Genomic DNA, 16376 nt, shown 5'->3' on the forward strand with positions numbered 1-16376 from the left:
TTCAGACGCGCCTGAGAGGCTCGTTTTCCCCGGGTCTCAGGCTCGCCTGCGACTCCTGCCACAGCCACTGACGCAACCGGCTGATGGCGGGTTCATGGGCGCGCGAGCGCTTGAAGACGAAATAGAAGTTGTCGCCGGTCTCGAGGGCGTGCAGGGGCAACCGCACCAGACGCGGATCTTCCGGCTGCAACATGTAGTCATTGATGAGCGCCATTCCCTGGTCCCAGTTCGCCGCCTCCAGCGCGAGCAGGATATGGCTGAAATGGTGCACCCTCGCCTCGGGGGGAATAGTCAGCCCCCCCATTTCGGCCCAGCGCCGCCAATCTTCCCCCTTCTCGCGGTAGATAGCCTGGATGGAGAGCAGCGGCAACTGCCACAGGGTGGCGGGCCACTCCCCTTCCACCTGCTGCCACATCCGGCGACTGCACACCGGCATCAGCCGCTCCCGATAGAGCAGATCGTGCATGTAGCCCGGCCCTTCGGGGGAGACGGTGATGAAACCGTCCGCCACCCTGTCGGAGAGCTCGGGATCTTCCGCCACCATCTCCAGGCTGAGATCCAGCTCGGGATAGAGCTGGCGCAGCCCGGCCAGGCGCGGGATCAGCCACTTCACCGCAAAGGAGCTGTAGACCGCGAGCCGCACCCGCATCTCGCCTCCACCGCGCAACTGCTCGCTGCTCTGGGCAATCTGGACCAACCCGGCGGCGATCCCCTCGAAATAGATCTCCCCCTGGGGCGTCAGGGAGAGCAGCCGCCCCTGGCGCAGCAGCAGCCGCTCCCCCAGAAAATCCTCCAGCAGACGGATCTGGTGACTGACCGCACTCTGGCTGACATTGAGCTCCAGGGCGGCGCGGGAAAAACTCAGCAGGCGGGCAACCACCTCGAAATATTGAACGGCGCGCAGGGGGGGCAGCTTCATTATCCAAATTTCTCATGCGTGATGATTTTTTATCATTTTACTGGATAACAGGCCGCGGGCTACCCTCCCCTCATCTGAATCTGGAGGTGGTATGAATGCAGTCGGGATAGGCATCCTCTATCTGGTGCTCGGCAACATGGTGGCGGTCTTCTCCGATGCCCTGGTCAAGGTGCTGGAGCCGGACCAGCCCATCTTCCAATTTGTCTTTTTCCGCCAGCTCTCCGCGGCCCTGCTGCTCGCCCCCTGGCTGCTCTGGTCCTGGCGGCGCAACCCGCCGGTAGCCCTCAAGTGGCACCTGCTGCGGGCCCATATCTGGGCCTTCGGTGTCTGCCTGATGGTGGTCGCCCTCACCCGGCTGCCGCTCGCCACCGCCAACGCCCTCTTCTATGCCGCCCCGCTGCTGATGGTGCCGCTCGCGGTCTGGCTGGCGGGGGAGGCACTCTCGCGCCAGAAGGTGCTGACGGCGCTGCTCGGCTTCGTCGGGGTGCTCATCGTGCTGCGCCCGACCGAGGTAAACTGGGCCGCCCTGGCGGCGCTCGGGGTGGCGCTCTCCCTGGCGGTCAACAACCTGCTGATCAAGCGCATCCCGCTCCAGCAGCCCATCGCCCAGACCCTGTTTTTCACCAATGTGCTGAGCATGCCCTTCATCCTGGCGCTGGCCTGGTGGGAAGGGGGCGAGTGGCAATGGCAGATGTGGTGGCCCGCCTTCGGCTCCTCGGCGCTCATCATGGTCTACGCGGGGCTGTGCGTGATGGCCTATCGCAAGGCGGAGGCGAGCAAGATCGCCTCGGCGGAGTACACCGGGCTGCTGATGGCGGTCGCCATCGGGGTGTGGCTGTTTGACGAACAGCCGGGGCTGCCGCTGCTGCTGGGGTGCCTGTGCATCATACTGCCGCTGGTCGCCATGGCCCGCAGCAAGCCCAAGCCCCAGGCCGAGCCGGCGCTCTAGCCTGCCGAGTCAAGCAGGGGGGCGACCCGCTGCTGCAGATGGGGGATCACCCCCTGCTCGAACCAGGGGTTCTTCCTGAGCCAGAGGGTGTTGCGCGGGGACGGGTGCGGCAGCGGCAACCAGGCCGGGCCATAGTCCGCCCAGTGTCGCACCGTCTCGGTGAGCGATCCTTTCGCCGCCGCCCTCAGGTAGTAAGCCTGCGCATACTGGCCGATGAGCAGGGTCAGCTCGATGTTGGGCAGCAGCATCAGTACCTTGTCGTGCCAGGTGGGGGCACATTCCGGGCGCGGCGGCAGATCCCCCGACTTGCCCCTGCCCGGGTAACAGAGCCCCATGGGCATGATGGCGATGCGGGATTCATCGTAAAAGGTGGCCTTGTCCACCCCGAGCCACAAGCGCAGGCGATCGCCGGAGGGATCGTCCCAGGGGATGCCGCTGGCGTGTACCCGGGTGCCGGGGGCCTGGCCGATGATGAGCAGACGGGCGCGCTCATTGCCGCGGATCACCGGCCTTGGGCCGAGCGGCAGGTGGGCCTCGCACAGGCGGCAGGCCCGGATCTGTTCAAACAGGGGATCGAGTCGGTTCATGGGCCAGATAGTACCAGAGTTTTCTCCCCGCTCCCGCTTGTGAAAGGGGCGGCGGATACTTATCATGCAGCCGCCATTGTTTAGTTTAATAAACGGAGACAGATGAAGAACTGGATGGGCACCGGCAGCGCGGCCCTCTCATTCGTGCTGTGGGGCATGCTGCCCCTCTATTACCAGTTCATGCCCGAGATCAACATGTGGGAACTGCTCTCCCACCGGGTGCTCTGGTCCGTGGTGCTGCTGGGAGGCCTGCTTCTGCTCCTCGGCCAGCGGGTGCCCTGGGGGGCCCTGCGCGGCGATCCCCGGCAGCTCGGCCTCGTGCTGCTGGCGGGCCCCGTGATGTCCATCAGCTGGTGCATGTTCACCTGGTGCCTGACCACGGGCCAGGTGCTGGCCACCAGCCTCGCCTTCTTCATGACCCCGCTCTTCAACATCGCTTTTGCGGTGCTCTTCCTCAAAGAGAAGCTCACCCCGCAAAAACACCTTGCGGTGGCGCTCGCCCTGGCGGGGCTCGCCTACATGCTCTTCTCCTACGGCGAGCTGCCCTGGTTCTCCCTCGTGATGGGGGCCAACTTCGCCCTCTACGGCCTCATCAAGAAGAAGGTGAGACTGGACGCCGGTACCAGCCTCTATCTGGAGTCCCTGGTGCAGTTGCCCGTCGCCCTGCTGATCATCGGCTGGCTGACCTTGCAGGGCACCAGCCAGTTTATGGCCGGTGACTGGACCGAGCGCCTGCTGCTGATGGGCAGTGCCCCCGCCACCCTGCTGCCGGTGGGGCTGTTCTGCTATGCGGTGGCGCGCACGCCCATGAGCACGGTGGGGCTGCTGCAATACATAGAGCCGAGCCTCGCCTTCCTGCTCGCCCTCTTCTGGTTTGGCGAGATCCCGGATCCGGTGAAATCCGTGGGCTTTGCCTTCGTCTGGGCCGGCCTGCTGGTGAGCCTGCTGCCCCTGCACCGGCTTGGGCGCCAGCGGGCCAGGTGGCGCACCTCGTGACCCTCGCCACCACCACTCCCTCCCGCTGGTTTGTCTATCTGGTGCGCACCGGCACCGGGGCACTCTATGCGGGGATCAGCACGGATCCCGAGCGGCGACTGCGTCAGCACCAGAGCGGCAAGGGGGCCAGAGCCCTGCGCGGCAAGGGACCCCTCTCCCTGGTATGGCAGCAGGAAGTCCCCGGCAAACCCGAGGCGCTGCGCCTCGAGTACCGCCTCAAGCAGCAGAGCAAGGCGTTCAAGGAGCGCCTGGTACACGAGCCGGCGCTGTGGCATGGCTGGAGCCTTTCCTGGCTTGCCACCCCGCACACCGACCCTGTGTCGCCCCCATAAAAAGGGCCACTGCAAGCAGTGGCCAAGGAAGGATGCGAAATCAGGGGGGCTTAACGGTAGGTGTTCGACTGCTTGCGCCTGTTGCTGAGGAGCCAGCACACCACCAGCACCACCAGCAACCAGGGCGCCAGCTTGATGATGAGGGCAAACATGCCGGCCAGGGCGCCAAACAGCACGAAGACCCCGCTCACCAGCAGCATGGCCAGCACGGTGAATCCGGTCAGCGCCATGCCGATCAGCACCAGGATCAAGACGATAAATTCCAGCATGTTGTGCTCCTCACGGGCTTGCACTTGCCGACGGGGCGATCCGGAGATCACCCCAGCCAGCGTTGAAGTTCACGGCGGGGAGGCATGACGAGCACCCCCACCAGATAGAGCGCCAGGGCCAGCGGCGGCATCAGGATCAGGGCGAGCAGGGCCACCACCCGCACCGTCACTCTGGACACCCCCAGCCCTCTGGCAAGACCGGCGCAGACCCCGGTCAGCTTGCGATGGGCGAGATCCTTGGGCCAGGGTGTCATGTTATGCCTCCACCTTCTGACCCTTGAGCCGGGCCAGTTCCCGCTCAATCTCGTCGTTCAGCTCCAGCTCGCGGAACTGGGCCTCAAGGGACGGATTCTGCCCCAGGGTCGCCGCCTCCAGCTGGGCCTCCAGCTGATCGACCCGGTTCTGGAAGCCGTCGAAGCGGGCCACCAGCTCGTGCATGCGCTGGTTGTCCACCTGGGCACGGGCGCGGATGCGGCTGTGGGCGGTCTGCTCGCGCAGGGTCAGCATCTTCTGCTTCTCCCGCGCCTCGGTCAGCTTGGCCGCCAGTCGCTCGCTGTCGGCGGTGAGCTGGGCCAGCACTTCGGCCACCCGCGCCTTGTCCTCTTCCAGCCGCTCGCACTGCTTCATCTCCGCCAGCTTCTCGGTGAGGGCGGCACGGGCCAGATCTTCGCGGCCCTTCTGGATGGCGAGTTCGGCCTTGGCTGCCCACTCCTGGATCTGGTTGCGCAGCGCCTGCTGATGGCGCTCCAACTGTTTCTGTTCGGCGATGACGCGGGCGGCCTGGGTTCTCATCTCGACCTGGACCTGCTCCATCTCCTCGATCATCAGCCGCAGCATCTTCTCCGGCTCTTCGCTCTTGTCGAGCAGGCTGTGCAGGTTGGCATTGATCACGTCGGTCAGGCGGCTGAATACGCTCATGGTCTGGCTCCTTGTTGATGGGGTGTCACTCTCTTCCCATGACATTACAAGAGCCGTGCCAGAACATTTTTTCCTTTATTTACAATTAGATGAAAGTTAACGATGGATGTCCATTGGATACAACGTGGTGAAAAAAACCAACAAGATGGTGATTTTCACCAATAAAAAAGGGAGCCAGCGGCTCCCTCTCTTCTCTGCAACCGGGCTCAGGCCGCCGGCCGATGGCCAAGCTTGCCATCCAGCTCCGCCAGCTTGGCTTCCATCTTCTCCCGGCAGGTGTCGGAGAGCTCGCGGATGCCGGCGGCGCCGTGCTCCTTGCTGCACACCGGGGCCATCACCTCCAGCAGCACCTCGCCGTTGTCCCAGCGGTTGAGATCGACCTGACCGAAGTAGCTGGAGCAGACGATGGGCACCACGGGCACCTCGGCCTGGACGGCAGTGTGGAAGGCCCCCGCTTTGAACGGCAGCAGACCACGCCCCTGGGAGCGGGTCCCCTCCGGGAACATCCAGATGGAGGTGCCACGATGCTTGATGCGATCCACCACCTGGCCGATGGTGCCGATGGCGCGGGAGCGGTTGGAGCGGTCGATCAGCACGTTGCCGGAGAGCCAGAAGATGAGGCCGAAGAAGGGGAGCCACAGCAGGCTCTTCTTGCCCACCGCCACCACGCCGGGCTGCACGGCGCCGGTCACGGTGAAGATGTCGTAGTTGCTCTGGTGATTGCAGACATAGACCGCCGGCCCCACCGATTTGACCTCGTCGGCCACCGTCACCCGGACCTTGAGGCCGATCAGCGGGCAGACCGCATGATACATGCGGGCGAAGACATAGACGTTGTTCGGGTGGCGCGGGCGCACCAGACAAAGCAACAGGCCGAACAGGAACCAGAAGACGAGCAGCAGTGCCAGCAGCAGCACACGGGCAAGTTTGAGCATCGAACACCTCGGAATTTGACTCGGCGCAGTATACTGGTCCCCCTTTTAGCGAACAAGCGTTCGCCAGACAGAACCGACCAGCCCCGGACGCCACCGGCCACCCCGGCTTGCCCCACCCGCCATTGCCCGCTAGGATGTGGCCATCTTGATGAACGGGGCGAGCATGATTTTGCAACAACGCGCGGCGACACGACTCCTGCTGCTGGTCTGCCTGCTGGTGCTCAATTGCGCGGCCCAGCCGCTGGCCCGCCTCGCCCTGCTCGATCACGCCGTGAGTTGCCAGACCCTGCCCCAGTTCGCCTCAGCCGACGACCAGGCTGACAAGGGCACGCCCGCCAGTGTGCAGCCCAACAGCTGCCAGCTCAACGGCAAGTGGCTGAGCGCCGCCAGTCTGCTGTGCGTGGAGCAACTCTTCTTCGCCATCGCCTTCGTGATTGCCCTGCTGGTGCCCCTGTCACGGCGCGCGCCGGCACTGCCTCCCCCCATCAATGTCTCGCCGCCAGAGCGGCGACTGCACCTCACCCTCTGCGTCTGGCGGGAATGAGTTCAGCCGCGCTTTTTCAGCCTGCTGTCACTCATTTTTTGCGAGACCCAACACATGTCGAATCTCTTCAAGGCAGCCCTGCTACTGGGCAGCCTGCTGTGGCAATCCAGCGGATTGGCCAGCGATACGGGGTGGCTCACCCGCCCCCAGAACAGTCACGCCAAGGTCAGGCTGCAAGCCGACCGCAGCGTCCCGGATCAGACCCGCATCCTGCTCGATGTCCAGCTGGCGTCAGGCTGGAAGACCTACTGGCACAGCCCGGGTGAAGGGGGCATTGCGCCCCAGATCCTGTGGGATGAGCCGGTCGGCGACTTCCAGTGGCACTGGCCCACGCCGCGCCCCTTCGAGGTGGCCGGGCTCAACACCCAGGGCTATCAGGAGCAGGTACGCTTCCCCCTGAGCCTGGGCTACCCGGCCGGGCAGCCGCTCAAGGGCACCTTGCGCCTCTCCACCTGCAGCAATGTCTGCATCCTGACCGACTACCCCTTCACCCTGGCGGCGGATGGGCAGACGCCGGCCGGTTTCGACTTCGCCTGGGCCCGGGCCATGAGCACCCTGCCACAGACGCTGCCCGCCGACACCCGGGTCGAGCTCGGCTACCAGCACAACCAGCTGCAACTGCGGGCCGAGCGGGTCGAGGGGTGGCAGGAGCCTGCGCTCTTCATCGATGCGCTGGAGGGGGCCGAGTTCGGCAAGCCCGCGCTCGAGGTAAGCGGCACCACCCTGATTGCCCGGGTGCCGGTCAGCGATGGCTGGCAGGGGGATGCCCCAGACTTGCGCGGTCAATCCCTCGGCCTGCTGCTCACCAGCGGCGAGCAGGCCTGGCAGACCCGCGCCACCATCGCCGATCCCCTCGCCCTGCCGGCCCCCGAGCAGCCACTTCTCTGGCTGCTGGGGGCGGCGCTGCTCGGCGGTCTCATCCTCAACCTGATGCCCTGCGTGCTGCCGGTGCTGGCCCTGAAACTCGGCACCGTGTTGCAGCAGCAAGAGAGCGAACAAGGAGGCGTGCGCAAACAGTTCCTCGCCGCCAGCGCCGGGATAATCACCTCCTTCTGGGTGCTGGCGGTCATGAGCAGCATGCTGCGCGCCACACAAGGGGCGGTCGGCTGGGGGATCCAGTTCCAGAGCGCCGGTTTCATCGGCTTCATGGTGGCGGTGACCCTGCTGTTTTGCGCCAACCTGCTGGGGCTGTTCGAGATAAGGTTGCCCAGCGATCTCAACACTCGCCTCGCCACCCGCGGCGGCAAGGGGCTCGGCGGTCACTTCCTGCAGGGGAGCTTCGCCACCCTGCTCGCGACCCCCTGCTCCGCCCCTTTCCTCGGCACCGCGGTGGCCTTTGCACTGGCGGCGCCCCTCGGCCAGCTCTGGCTCATCTTCACCGCCCTAGGCCTTGGCATGAGCCTGCCCTGGCTGCTGGTGGCGGCCCTGCCGCGCTTCGCCCTCTGGCTGCCCAAACCGGGCCGCTGGATGGAGCGACTGCGCATCCTGCTCGGGCTGATGATGCTGGGCTCCAGCCTCTGGCTGGCGAGCCTGCTTGGCAACCATCTGGGCACCACGGCCACCGGCTGGCTGATGGCCGCCATGGTGCTGGCGCTGCTGATGGGCATCCTCTGGCGCTATGGCCTGCGCGGTTTCACCCTGGCCCTCTCTCTCTCGGCACTCATCGGCGGCGCCCTGCTGCTGGGGGGCGCCCTCACGGTGAAAGGGGGTGGCAGCGTCGATCGCATCGCCTGGCAGCCGCTCTCCGAGCAGGCCATCGCCGACGCCCAGGCCCAGAACAAGCGGGTCTTCGTGGATGTCACCGCCGACTGGTGCGTCACCTGCAAGGCCAACAAATACAACGTGCTGCTGCGTGACGAGGTGCAGCGCGCCCTGTCGGCCCCGGACGTGGTGGCTCTTCGCGGCGACTGGAGCCGGCCGAGCGATGCCATCTCCGCCTTCCTGCGCCAGCGTGGCGCCGCCGCCGTTCCCTTCAACCAGATCTACGGGCCCGGCCTGCCGGAAGGGGAGATCCTCTCTCCCCTGCTGGACAAGGCCGACTTGCTCGACAGCTTGCACAAGGCCGGCCTCGTTCAGGCCGATGCCACCCATTTCTAAGGAGAATGCCATGAGACTGCGAACCCTGACCCTCTGCACCGCCCTGGTAGCCGCCACCCTGGGCACCCCCACGCTGCACGCCGCCCCCTTCACCCCGGAGCAGGAGGCCCGCATCAAGGAGATCATTCGCGAGACCCTGATCGCCAACCCCGGGATCCTCGACGAGGCAGCCGAATCCTGGGAGAAACAGAACGCCGCGACCCAGCAGGCCCAGATGGGTGACTTCATCAAGGGCAACCAGGACGTGCTGTTCAACAGCCCCACCAGCCCGCGCCTCGGCGCCAAGCATCCCAAGCTGACCCTGGTGCTGTTCACCGACTACAACTGCCCCTACTGCAAGCAGTTCGACCCGGCGGTCGCCAAGCTGCTCGCGGCCTATCCGGACGATCTGGGGCTGGTGATCAAGTTGCTGCCGTTCAAGGGACAGACCTCCGCCAAGGCAGCCCAGTACAGCCTGACCCTTTGGCAACAGGATCCTGCCCGCTTCCTCTCCCTGCACGACAAGCTCATGAGCAAGCAGGGGATGCTGACCGAGACGGACATCAACAAGGCGCTGGCCGCCACCGACAACCTGACCCTCAAGCCCGCAGGCAAGGCCACCGAAGAGCTGCGCAACAGCCTGCGCATCGGCACCCTGCTCGGCGTGCAGGGCACTCCGGCGACCCTTATCGGCAACCAGCTGGTGCCGGGCGCCATTCCCTATGACGAGCTGGAGCAGCTGGTGAAAGCCGAGCTGGCCAAGCGGAGCTAAGCCATGGCCGAGGATGCAGGCATAAAGGCCCCCGCTGGCGCCGCTGGGGCAAGGAGGCGCTCTGGCTGCTGCTGATGGCGCTTGTCATCACCACCCTGGTGGATCTGTGGCGCAGCCCCACGCTGCCGGCGGGGGCCATGGAGGCCCCCTTCACCCTGCAGGACGGCACCACCACCACTCTGACCGAGCAGAGCCGCGGCAAGCCCCTGCTGGTCTACTACTGGGCCAGCTGGTGCGGGGTGTGCCGCTTCACCACTCCCACGGTGGAGCAGCTCTGGCAGGAGGGTGAAAATGTGCTGACGGTGGCACTGCGCTCCGGCAGCGATGAGCCGTTGCGCGCCGGGATGGCGAAGAAGGGGCTGACCTTCCCCACCCACAACGACGAGTTCGGGGATCTGGCCGCCCGCTGGCAGGTGGGGGTGACGCCGACCTTCCTCGTCATCAAGGATGGGGCTCTGGTGAGCAGCACCACCGGCTGGAGCAGCGCCTGGGGGCTCAGGTTGCGGCTGCTCTGGGCAAGCTGGTAGCCCCCCTTCATGCCAGAGATGCAAAGAGCCCGGTATCGCTACCGGGCTCTTTTTCATCAGAGGGCTGACAACCCGCCCTATTGGGCGGCCTCCATCGCCCGCTTCTCCAGATTGGCCTTGATGTCGAGACGCTCAGACTCCCCGATCACCCCGTCACCGTTCTTGTCCAGGCGAGAGAAGAGCGCCTCCTGCCGCGCCATGAACTGGGCCCTGGTGGTCTCCCGCGACGGCTTGAGCTGGCTCATCCCCTCCGGGACCGGCTTGCCAGCCTGTTGCATCACGCCAGCCAGCTTTGCCAGGTTGGCCTCTTTCTCGGCAACCGACAGCACGCCGTCACCGTTCTTGTCCTGCAAGGCGAAGCGCTGGGCGGCGCGCTCCATGAACTGGGCCCTGGTGACATCCCCCATCAGCGGCGAGGCGGGCAATATGTCGCTGGCAGAGGCGGCACTGCCTGCCAGCGCGAGCACGAAAAACGCGGACTTGACCATGGCGATGACTCCTTGTGACGGCAGAATCCGGATGGTTCGGACAAGAGGGGGCCGGGCAACGCCAGGGCCTGCCGCCCCCCTCTGCCAGTGTAGCCCCGCCGCCATCTCGCACCGCCCGCTCTTTTCGTACAGAAAGACCGCACTTTCATGGCAGAGGCGCCGGCTTTCCGTTAAAATCTCCGGTTTTTGCCGAGCCTGGTTTGCCGACGTTGCGCCACCAGGTCGACACAGGATGAATTCCACCATGCCAGTGAGGCAGGATCCGTCATGAACAACTACTTCCGGGTGTTGGGCGTCAAGTCCAACGCCAGTGAAAACGACATCAAAAAAGCCTATCGACGGCTGTCGAACCAGTACCACCCCGACAAGCTGCACGGGGCGAGCGAAGAAGAGAAAGAGCAGGCAGCCCTCAAGCTGCACCAGGTAAAGCAGGCTTATGAAGTGCTGTCCGATCCGAAACAGCGGGCCGCTTTTATCAAGGATTTCAACAACGTCATCGTGACCGATCCCGCTGCTGCCATGCAGGAGATGTGGGACCAGTTCTACCCCTGAGCCACCAGGCAAGAAGAGCGACTATGCAAAAAAAATGGGACCAGGCACGGCTCAAGGCCCTGCAAAGCGATGCCAGCGAGAACATCGAATCCTACCGGGATCAGGACGACCCCAGGGGGCTCGAGCAGTTCACCGACCAGATGAAGGCCCTGCTGCTGGCCGACATGAGCATGCTGGAGTTCATGCCCGAATACCTGCCGCTCGCCCTCTATGGCCGGGTGCAGTTCCCGCCCAAGGCCAAGTCGCAGTGGAACAAGTGGCTCGCCAGCGGTGAGCAACCCTCCTGGGACGAGTTCAAGGTGAGCGTCGGCTTCAACAACGCCATCCTGCCGCTGGTCAAGGCGGTGCGGACACAGAGCGAAGATCAGCTGATGGAGGCCTGCGCCGTGCTGTTCCTCCTGGACAACCCGCTGCCCCGCGGCAGCCACCGCGGTGATGACGACTATGAGTTGCGGGACGAAGAAGAGGAAGACGGGGAAGATGCCGACGCCGACTACCACGGCGGCAGTGACCGCTATGGTGATGACGACGGCGATCAGGATATGTACGACGAAGTCCGTTTCTAATTGGGGCAAGGCATGAGCAACAGTCTGATAGAAATTACCGCCATCGAGATCAAAGAGCTGGCCGTCATCGAGCCGAAGCAGGCCAGCGAGAAGTTCGAGCTGATCGCCAAGACCATGTCTGACGACCAGCTGGCAGAAGTGATTGAAAACATTGATATCGTTACCCTGACTCAGATCAACGGCCAGCACGACATCTCCTTCCCCTCCATCATCTCCGAGCTGATGACCCCGGAGCGGATCCGCGACATCGTCTGCCAGCAGCCCCTCTACTGGGAAGAGGCGATCAAGAACAACGCCGACGAGCTGCAACAGCACACCTTCGACTTCCTCAACTACCTGATCCGCACCCAGGAGAGCGAAGCCAAGCAGCGGGAGATCCTCGAGTGCGTGGCCGAGGATCCGGCCGGCCTCTTCTACCTCGCCATCCCCTTTATCGAGTTTTATCGCGGCGATCGCTATGAAGAGGACGAGGGCTATCGCGACGTGCTGCACGCCGAAGAGGAAGATCTCGAAGAGTCCCTGCGCTACAGCGAGCGCCAGCAGGCCGAAGACAGCCACGACTACGCGCTGGACGACCCCCGCAGCCTCTTGATGCTCATTCGCGAGCTGGCCCCCGAGGTGGAAAAATCCATCAAGTCGCTGCTGCGCAACGAGCACTCCACCTGGGACGGCATCATCAACAAGTTTGCCGCCGAGCTGGTGATGCAGGCCAAAGAGAAGAACAAGGTCGAGGAAGACGAGTACGGCGACGTCGACGACATGTTCAGCTTTCTGGATTAAGGAGCCCATTCATGCAGTTAGTCATTCGCGATGCCAACCAGGGCCCCTTTCTGACCCAGGTGCTGCGCTTTGGCCGCGACAACGAACTCTTGAGCCAGCAGCAGCTCGCCGCCATCAAGGGCAAGGCGGTGCTGATGAGCCTCAAATTCGCCGACAAGTACTACAACAAGTACAAGCTGCACCTGCTGGAGCAGGCCGCCCACGACGTCATCGGCGTGGTGAGCCTCGGTCTGCAGGAGCTCTCCCAACGGGATCCGGCCAAGGCCCTGGCCCTGTTGCAGGCGCCGGAAGGCCCCATCAAGCCGTTCCAGAAGGGTTGGTCCATGCTCATCACCGTCAGCCCCAAGCAGGCTGGCAACAGCCTCTACGGTGACGTGGATGCGCGGCTCTTGGACAAGATCTCCAGCCCCCCCGATGTGGAGGAGTGGCAAGGGTGGCAGGAGTACGAGAAGGCGCTGACCGAGCACAACAAGAGCCGCCTGATGGCGCTCATCGACCAGCACTTCTTCGCCTGCGAGAGCGACCACCCCACCATGGAGGACAAGCTGGCCGAAGCGCTGCTCTACCGGATCCTCTGCGGCAAGGGCAGTGGCGCCGCCCCGCTCAAGGTGAAGCAGGATCTCAAGCGCAAACTGGCGCGGGAGATTGAGCTCGACGAGGGCTGGTACGACACCGACTACCTCGCCGCCCAGCTGGCCCTGATGCTAAGCGCGCTGCCCGCCGACATGGCCGCCGCCCTGCGTCAGGAGCTGAGCCCGGGCTTTGTGCCCAACCTGCTGCACACCCTCGGCTTTGTGCGCCAGTACCAGCTGCTGCAAAAAGAGAACGCCTCGCCGGAGAAGCTCGACAACATGGAGATGCGCGCCGGGATCCGCCACCCCCTGCTCGGCTGGCCCCTCTACCACGACTTCTGATGACGGGCTTTCCCCTTCACCCTGTTCCAACGCCCGGCTTGCCGGGCGTTGTCATCTTTGCAGCTTGCAGATGGCGGCGCTGACCCTATCGGGCAATGGTCCACATGGCGCTCTGCATCCCGGTCTCCCGAAAATCGATCACCACGGGATAGTCGTTGCCACAGCCCGTCACCGTCCAGCGCTCCTGCCAGTGGCGACTGCCCGGCTCCCCCTCGGGAAGTTGCAGCACCACGGGCACGAAGCGCTCCGGCGCGTCACACCCCTTGGTGGCCACCCAGGATGCGACCCCCACCATGGCATCCCGGATCAGCTGCTGATTGGCCAGGGTACCTTCCTGCACGGGTTCACTCGGGCTGGCCTCGGCCTGGCACACCAGGGGAAAAAGCAACAGCAGGGCACAGGGTCTCATCACACCTCCAGAGGAGTCAGTCAAAAAGTGGTTCGTTCGGGGCTTTCATCATGACCCGAAACGGCGCCAGACAGAAGAGGCCACCAGGGGGGAAGCAGGCGCAGGATCCGGGGCGCGGTGGCGTGCACGCAAGGCGGACTACCTCCTAAGCGTCATTGGCCCACATTTTGTCAGGGATATAATGACTCCCCCATACAAGCCGCCGGGGAACGAGCCGTGAGCAGAAAGCCGGACCGCATGACCGCCATGCAGCAGATCATCGACGCCGTGAAGGCGGAATTTCCGCTCTATCAACCGGATACCTTCAAATGCGGGCCGGACAACACCTGCATCGGCTGCCCCAAGAAGCTGATGGAGCTGGTGGATACGGACCTCTGCTACTGGCAATATCAGATCGATCGCGGCATCCCGCCCAGCTTCGACGAGCTCAACCGCTTCGGCAAGATGTGCAAAAATATCCGCCGGGCCCTGGTGCGCAATGGCCGCATTCCCGCCTGATGAGAAGCAATATGCTGCCTTCATCGGTTTTTTGTGATGGTTTTATCCACCAGAATGAATCACCACCTTATTTAATGGCTAGGCATGCCTTGCTCACCGCCTATCGTGCTGATGGCCGACGCAGGTTCATTGCCCCAAGGAGCACAATATGACTCAGGAAAGCATCCAGACACGCTACACGCTGGATCCCGCCCTTGCCAGCGCCACCGAGCTGGAGCAAGCCATCGCCCGGGCCATCGAGGCCAACAAGCAGGACTTCTTCCCCCTGCTGGAGCGGCTGGTGGATGTGGGCGACAGCCGGGTCAAGCTCAGCCAGAAGGATCCCCTGCGGGTGCTGGGGGTGGAACTCGACGAGGCTCGCACCGGCGGCACTGCCCGCCTTGGCTACGAATCCAACTTTTCCGAGAGCTGCCGCCTTATCAACGAATACGACCAGCACCAGACCAGCGTGGCCTTCACCCTCGACGGAGATCAGCTTGTTTTCGATCTTGAGCTGCCCATCGAGTGGAACTTCGACAACTGATTGGCGGCGGTGCCATTCCCCTGGCGTGTTGTAGCCAGCGGCGCCTCCCCTCACCCTCTCCCAAGAGGAGAGGGGATCGTATCCCGCCAGCCAACCGGTGTAGCTGTCACACATTCCAAAATTGCTGCGATCTGGGCTCCCTTCTCCCACTCTTTGCCATAGATAAGGGGAGAAGGGTCGGATATTGGATTTGACCCCATAGGTCCAGACACTTTTTCCCGCTTAGGGTTGTGATACCCGACTGCGCAGAAATTCCCGTGGTGAACGGTATCCCAAGGCGCTGTGCGGGTGGTGCTCGTTATAATGCTCAAACGCGATAGCCAAATTGCCTACCGCTGTTCGGCTATCCGGTTTTGGCATCATCTCGATATAGTCTCGCTTCATCGTCTTCACGAAGCTCTCCGCTATACCGTTACTCTGTGGGCTTCTCACTGCTGTCGTTCTGGGCTCCAACCCGATTTCTCGTGCAAACGCGCGGGTCTCATGGGCTCGATACGCCGAGCCATTATCAGTCAGCCACTCCACCGGTGATGCCGGCAACGAATCCCCAAAGCGATGTTCGACAGACCTCAGCATGACATCTTGCACAGTGTCACTATCGTAACCCCCAGTACTGGCCGCCCAGTCCAACGCTTCCCTATCGCAGCAATCCATGGCGAACGTGACACGTAGTTTTTCACCGTTATCGCAGCGAAACTCGAAGCCATCTGAGCACCACCGTCGATTGCTCTCCTTGACGGCAACACGCCCCTTATGTGCCTGCTGGGCCAATGGTGCAGCTGGTTTTCTTTCCAGCAGCAAGCCATGTTCGCGCATGACGCGATATACCCGCTTAGCGTTTACCACAGGTTGTTCTGTTGCCTCAGACTGACGCCGTAACAGCGCCCAGACCCGGCGATAGCCATAGGAGGGAAGCTCTGCCATCGCCTCCATGATACGGCCAAGTAAGGCTGCATCATCACGCTGGCGATGATGACGACCATCTTGCCAACCCGGTTTTCGATGAACACGAACGGATAGCTGCGCACGCGATACATTAAGAGCCTGGCTCACAGCACTTAATCGTAGTCCCCCGGCAACAAGGGCGCATGCGCAATCCATTTTTTTGCTCGACCATACTCCACGGCTTCTTTGAGGATCTCGTTCTCCATGGTCTTCTTCCCGAGCAGACGCTGAAGCTCTCGGATCTGCTTGATGGCAGCAGCCAACTCGGAAGCAGGAACAACATCCTCACCGGCGGTGATCGCCGTGAGAGACCCTTCTTGGAATTGCTTACGCCATTTGAAAAGCTGGTTTGCGTTGACGTCGTGCAAGCGAGCAACATGAGAGACGGTCATCCCGGGCTCAAAGGTCTGCTGCACGATGGCGATCTTTTCTTGTGGAGTCCGGCGTCGACGGCGCTCGGCCCCTGTTAACACTTCGACCATCTTCTCGTTGTGACTAGTACTGAACATAGCTCCAAGACTACCTCTTAAGTTAAGAGGGGCGAAGTGTCTGGATCTTCAAGGGGCCAATCTAGATATGAGGGGGAACAAACCCTCACAACAGAAGCCACCGACAAGCAGCAGAGCGTTAAGGAAGGTGCGAATAAGTCATATGGCACGAGAGCATTTACTGGTAACCCATTGATATTAAATGACTAAAATTTTCATTTTTTGTTCGTGGGATACTTGTTCGCACTTTCCTTAGAAAATATTATCTTTAAATTTATCACTCATATTACTTCAGTTAAATGAAGGGCGCTTTAGCGCCCTTCTATATTAATCCGTCATTCCGCACCTGATTTTGCTATTTTCAGTGCTTGACGGCGATCGGCCGTTCT

General features: G+C 62.9%; 22 protein-coding genes. 13 read left to right on the top strand and 9 right to left on the bottom strand.

Going from position 1 to position 16376, the window contains the following annotated elements; genetic code table 11:
• Position 1: 1 nt before the first annotated feature.
• Entirely contained in the window at positions 2–919 is a 918-nt protein-coding gene (locus I6L36_RS10295; protein ID WP_042014956.1) for a LysR substrate-binding domain-containing protein, read from the bottom strand.
• A 91-nt stretch (positions 920–1010) separates the two neighbouring features.
• Here I6L36_RS10295 and I6L36_RS10300 point away from each other — a divergent pair, with 91 nt between their 5' ends.
• Positions 1011–1868 carry a DMT family transporter gene (locus tag I6L36_RS10300; protein WP_216987121.1) on the top strand — a complete coding sequence of 286 codons (858 nt, stop codon included), beginning with the start codon at positions 1011–1013 and terminating at the stop codon, positions 1866–1868.
• Here the strand turns inward: I6L36_RS10300 and I6L36_RS10305 are convergent.
• A complete protein-coding gene (locus I6L36_RS10305) occupies positions 1865–2455 on the bottom strand; it encodes a uracil-DNA glycosylase family protein (protein ID WP_103243779.1) in 591 nt (196 codons plus the stop codon). The two genes, I6L36_RS10300 and I6L36_RS10305, sit on opposite strands and share 4 nt — an antisense overlap.
• A 102-nt stretch (positions 2456–2557) precedes the next feature.
• Here I6L36_RS10305 and rarD point away from each other — a divergent pair, with 102 nt between their 5' ends.
• Both rarD and I6L36_RS10315 read left to right on the top strand, forming a co-directional pair.
• Positions 2558–3451: an EamA family transporter RarD gene (rarD, locus tag I6L36_RS10310; protein ID WP_109111740.1), complete on the top strand. Its 894-nt coding sequence runs from the start codon at positions 2558–2560 to the stop codon at positions 3449–3451.
• Positions 3448–3783, top strand: coding sequence for a GIY-YIG nuclease family protein (locus tag I6L36_RS10315; RefSeq protein ID WP_052814382.1), 336 nt, complete (start codon positions 3448–3450; stop codon positions 3781–3783). Before rarD ends, I6L36_RS10315 begins: the two co-directional genes overlap by 4 nt.
• Positions 3784–3833: 50 nt before the next feature.
• On the opposite strand, the gene pspG is transcribed toward I6L36_RS10315, so the two are convergent.
• From pspG to I6L36_RS10335, 4 genes are all read right to left on the bottom strand, one after another.
• Positions 3834–4052, bottom strand: coding sequence for an envelope stress response protein PspG (gene pspG, locus I6L36_RS10320; protein ID WP_010672797.1), 219 nt, complete (start codon positions 4050–4052; stop codon positions 3834–3836).
• Between the two features lie 47 nt (positions 4053–4099).
• A complete protein-coding gene (locus tag I6L36_RS10325; protein WP_010672796.1) occupies positions 4100–4306 on the bottom strand; it encodes a PspC domain-containing protein in 207 nt (68 codons plus the stop codon).
• A 1-nt stretch (position 4307) separates the two neighbouring features.
• Positions 4308–4970 carry a phage shock protein PspA gene (gene pspA, locus I6L36_RS10330; protein WP_010672795.1) on the bottom strand — a complete coding sequence of 221 codons (663 nt, stop codon included), beginning with the start codon at positions 4968–4970 and terminating at the stop codon, positions 4308–4310.
• Positions 4971–5176: 206 nt separating this feature from the next.
• Complete coding sequence (locus I6L36_RS10335; protein ID WP_039039739.1) at positions 5177–5905, bottom strand: 1-acylglycerol-3-phosphate O-acyltransferase; 729 nt, start codon at positions 5903–5905, stop codon at positions 5177–5179.
• Between the two features lie 163 nt (positions 5906–6068).
• Here I6L36_RS10335 and I6L36_RS10340 point away from each other — a divergent pair, with 163 nt between their 5' ends.
• From I6L36_RS10340 to I6L36_RS10355, 4 genes are all read left to right on the top strand, one after another.
• Positions 6069–6449 carry a hypothetical protein gene (locus I6L36_RS10340; protein WP_039039817.1) on the top strand — a complete coding sequence of 127 codons (381 nt, stop codon included), beginning with the start codon at positions 6069–6071 and terminating at the stop codon, positions 6447–6449.
• A gap of 54 nt (positions 6450–6503) precedes the next feature.
• A complete protein-coding gene (locus I6L36_RS10345; protein WP_109111739.1) occupies positions 6504–8546 on the top strand; it encodes a protein-disulfide reductase DsbD in 2043 nt (680 codons plus the stop codon).
• A 10-nt stretch (positions 8547–8556) separates the two neighbouring features.
• Entirely contained in the window at positions 8557–9297 is a 741-nt protein-coding gene (locus I6L36_RS10350; protein WP_109111738.1) for a DsbA family protein, read from the top strand.
• A 74-nt stretch (positions 9298–9371) separates the two neighbouring features.
• Entirely contained in the window at positions 9372–9824 is a 453-nt protein-coding gene (locus tag I6L36_RS10355) for a protein disulfide oxidoreductase (RefSeq protein WP_254203474.1), read from the top strand.
• A 77-nt stretch (positions 9825–9901) separates the two neighbouring features.
• On the opposite strand, the gene I6L36_RS10360 is transcribed toward I6L36_RS10355, so the two are convergent.
• Positions 9902–10312, bottom strand: coding sequence for an EF-hand domain-containing protein (locus tag I6L36_RS10360; protein ID WP_109111736.1), 411 nt, complete (start codon positions 10310–10312; stop codon positions 9902–9904).
• A 267-nt stretch (positions 10313–10579) separates the two neighbouring features.
• Between I6L36_RS10360 and I6L36_RS10365 the strand changes: the two genes are divergently transcribed.
• From I6L36_RS10365 to I6L36_RS10380, 4 genes are read left to right on the top strand one after another with little or no spacing between them, the layout of a single operon-like run.
• Positions 10580–10864 (top strand): DnaJ domain-containing protein, encoded by a 285-nt coding sequence (locus tag I6L36_RS10365; protein ID WP_005305278.1) that lies wholly within the window; start codon positions 10580–10582, stop codon positions 10862–10864.
• Positions 10865–10887: 23 nt separating this feature from the next.
• Positions 10888–11430 carry a hypothetical protein gene (locus I6L36_RS10370; protein ID WP_109111735.1) on the top strand — a complete coding sequence of 181 codons (543 nt, stop codon included), beginning with the start codon at positions 10888–10890 and terminating at the stop codon, positions 11428–11430.
• 12 nt (positions 11431–11442) lie between these two features.
• Positions 11443–12210: a hypothetical protein gene (locus tag I6L36_RS10375; RefSeq protein ID WP_010672787.1), complete on the top strand. Its 768-nt coding sequence runs from the start codon at positions 11443–11445 to the stop codon at positions 12208–12210.
• 11 nt (positions 12211–12221) lie between these two features.
• A complete protein-coding gene (locus I6L36_RS10380; protein ID WP_109111734.1) occupies positions 12222–13124 on the top strand; it encodes a hypothetical protein in 903 nt (300 codons plus the stop codon).
• Between the two features lie 85 nt (positions 13125–13209).
• Here the strand turns inward: I6L36_RS10380 and I6L36_RS10385 are convergent, their stop codons facing one another.
• Positions 13210–13533 carry a hypothetical protein gene (locus I6L36_RS10385; RefSeq protein WP_045523112.1) on the bottom strand — a complete coding sequence of 108 codons (324 nt, stop codon included), beginning with the start codon at positions 13531–13533 and terminating at the stop codon, positions 13210–13212.
• A 246-nt stretch (positions 13534–13779) separates the two neighbouring features.
• Here I6L36_RS10385 and I6L36_RS10390 point away from each other — a divergent pair, with 246 nt between their 5' ends.
• Positions 13780–14031 (top strand): hypothetical protein, encoded by a 252-nt coding sequence (locus tag I6L36_RS10390; protein ID WP_039039818.1) that lies wholly within the window; start codon positions 13780–13782, stop codon positions 14029–14031.
• Positions 14032–14179: 148 nt separating this feature from the next.
• On the top strand, positions 14180–14554 hold the full coding sequence (locus I6L36_RS10395) for a hypothetical protein (RefSeq protein WP_109111733.1): 375 nt from the start codon (positions 14180–14182) through the stop codon (positions 14552–14554).
• Positions 14555–14776: 222 nt separating this feature from the next.
• Here I6L36_RS10395 and I6L36_RS10400 read toward each other — a convergent pair.
• Positions 14777–15981 (bottom strand): IS3 family transposase gene (locus tag I6L36_RS10400; protein WP_216987122.1). Its coding sequence is split into 2 segments (ribosomal slippage): positions 14777–15663 and positions 15663–15981, totalling 1206 coding nucleotides; the frame shifts between segments, so codons are not numbered across the junction.
• Positions 15982–16376: the final 395 nt, after the last annotated feature.

Source organism: Aeromonas sp. FDAARGOS 1406 (genome assembly GCF_019048565.1).
In the GTDB taxonomy this organism is placed as follows: Bacteria; Pseudomonadota; Gammaproteobacteria; order Enterobacterales; family Aeromonadaceae; genus Aeromonas; species Aeromonas caviae.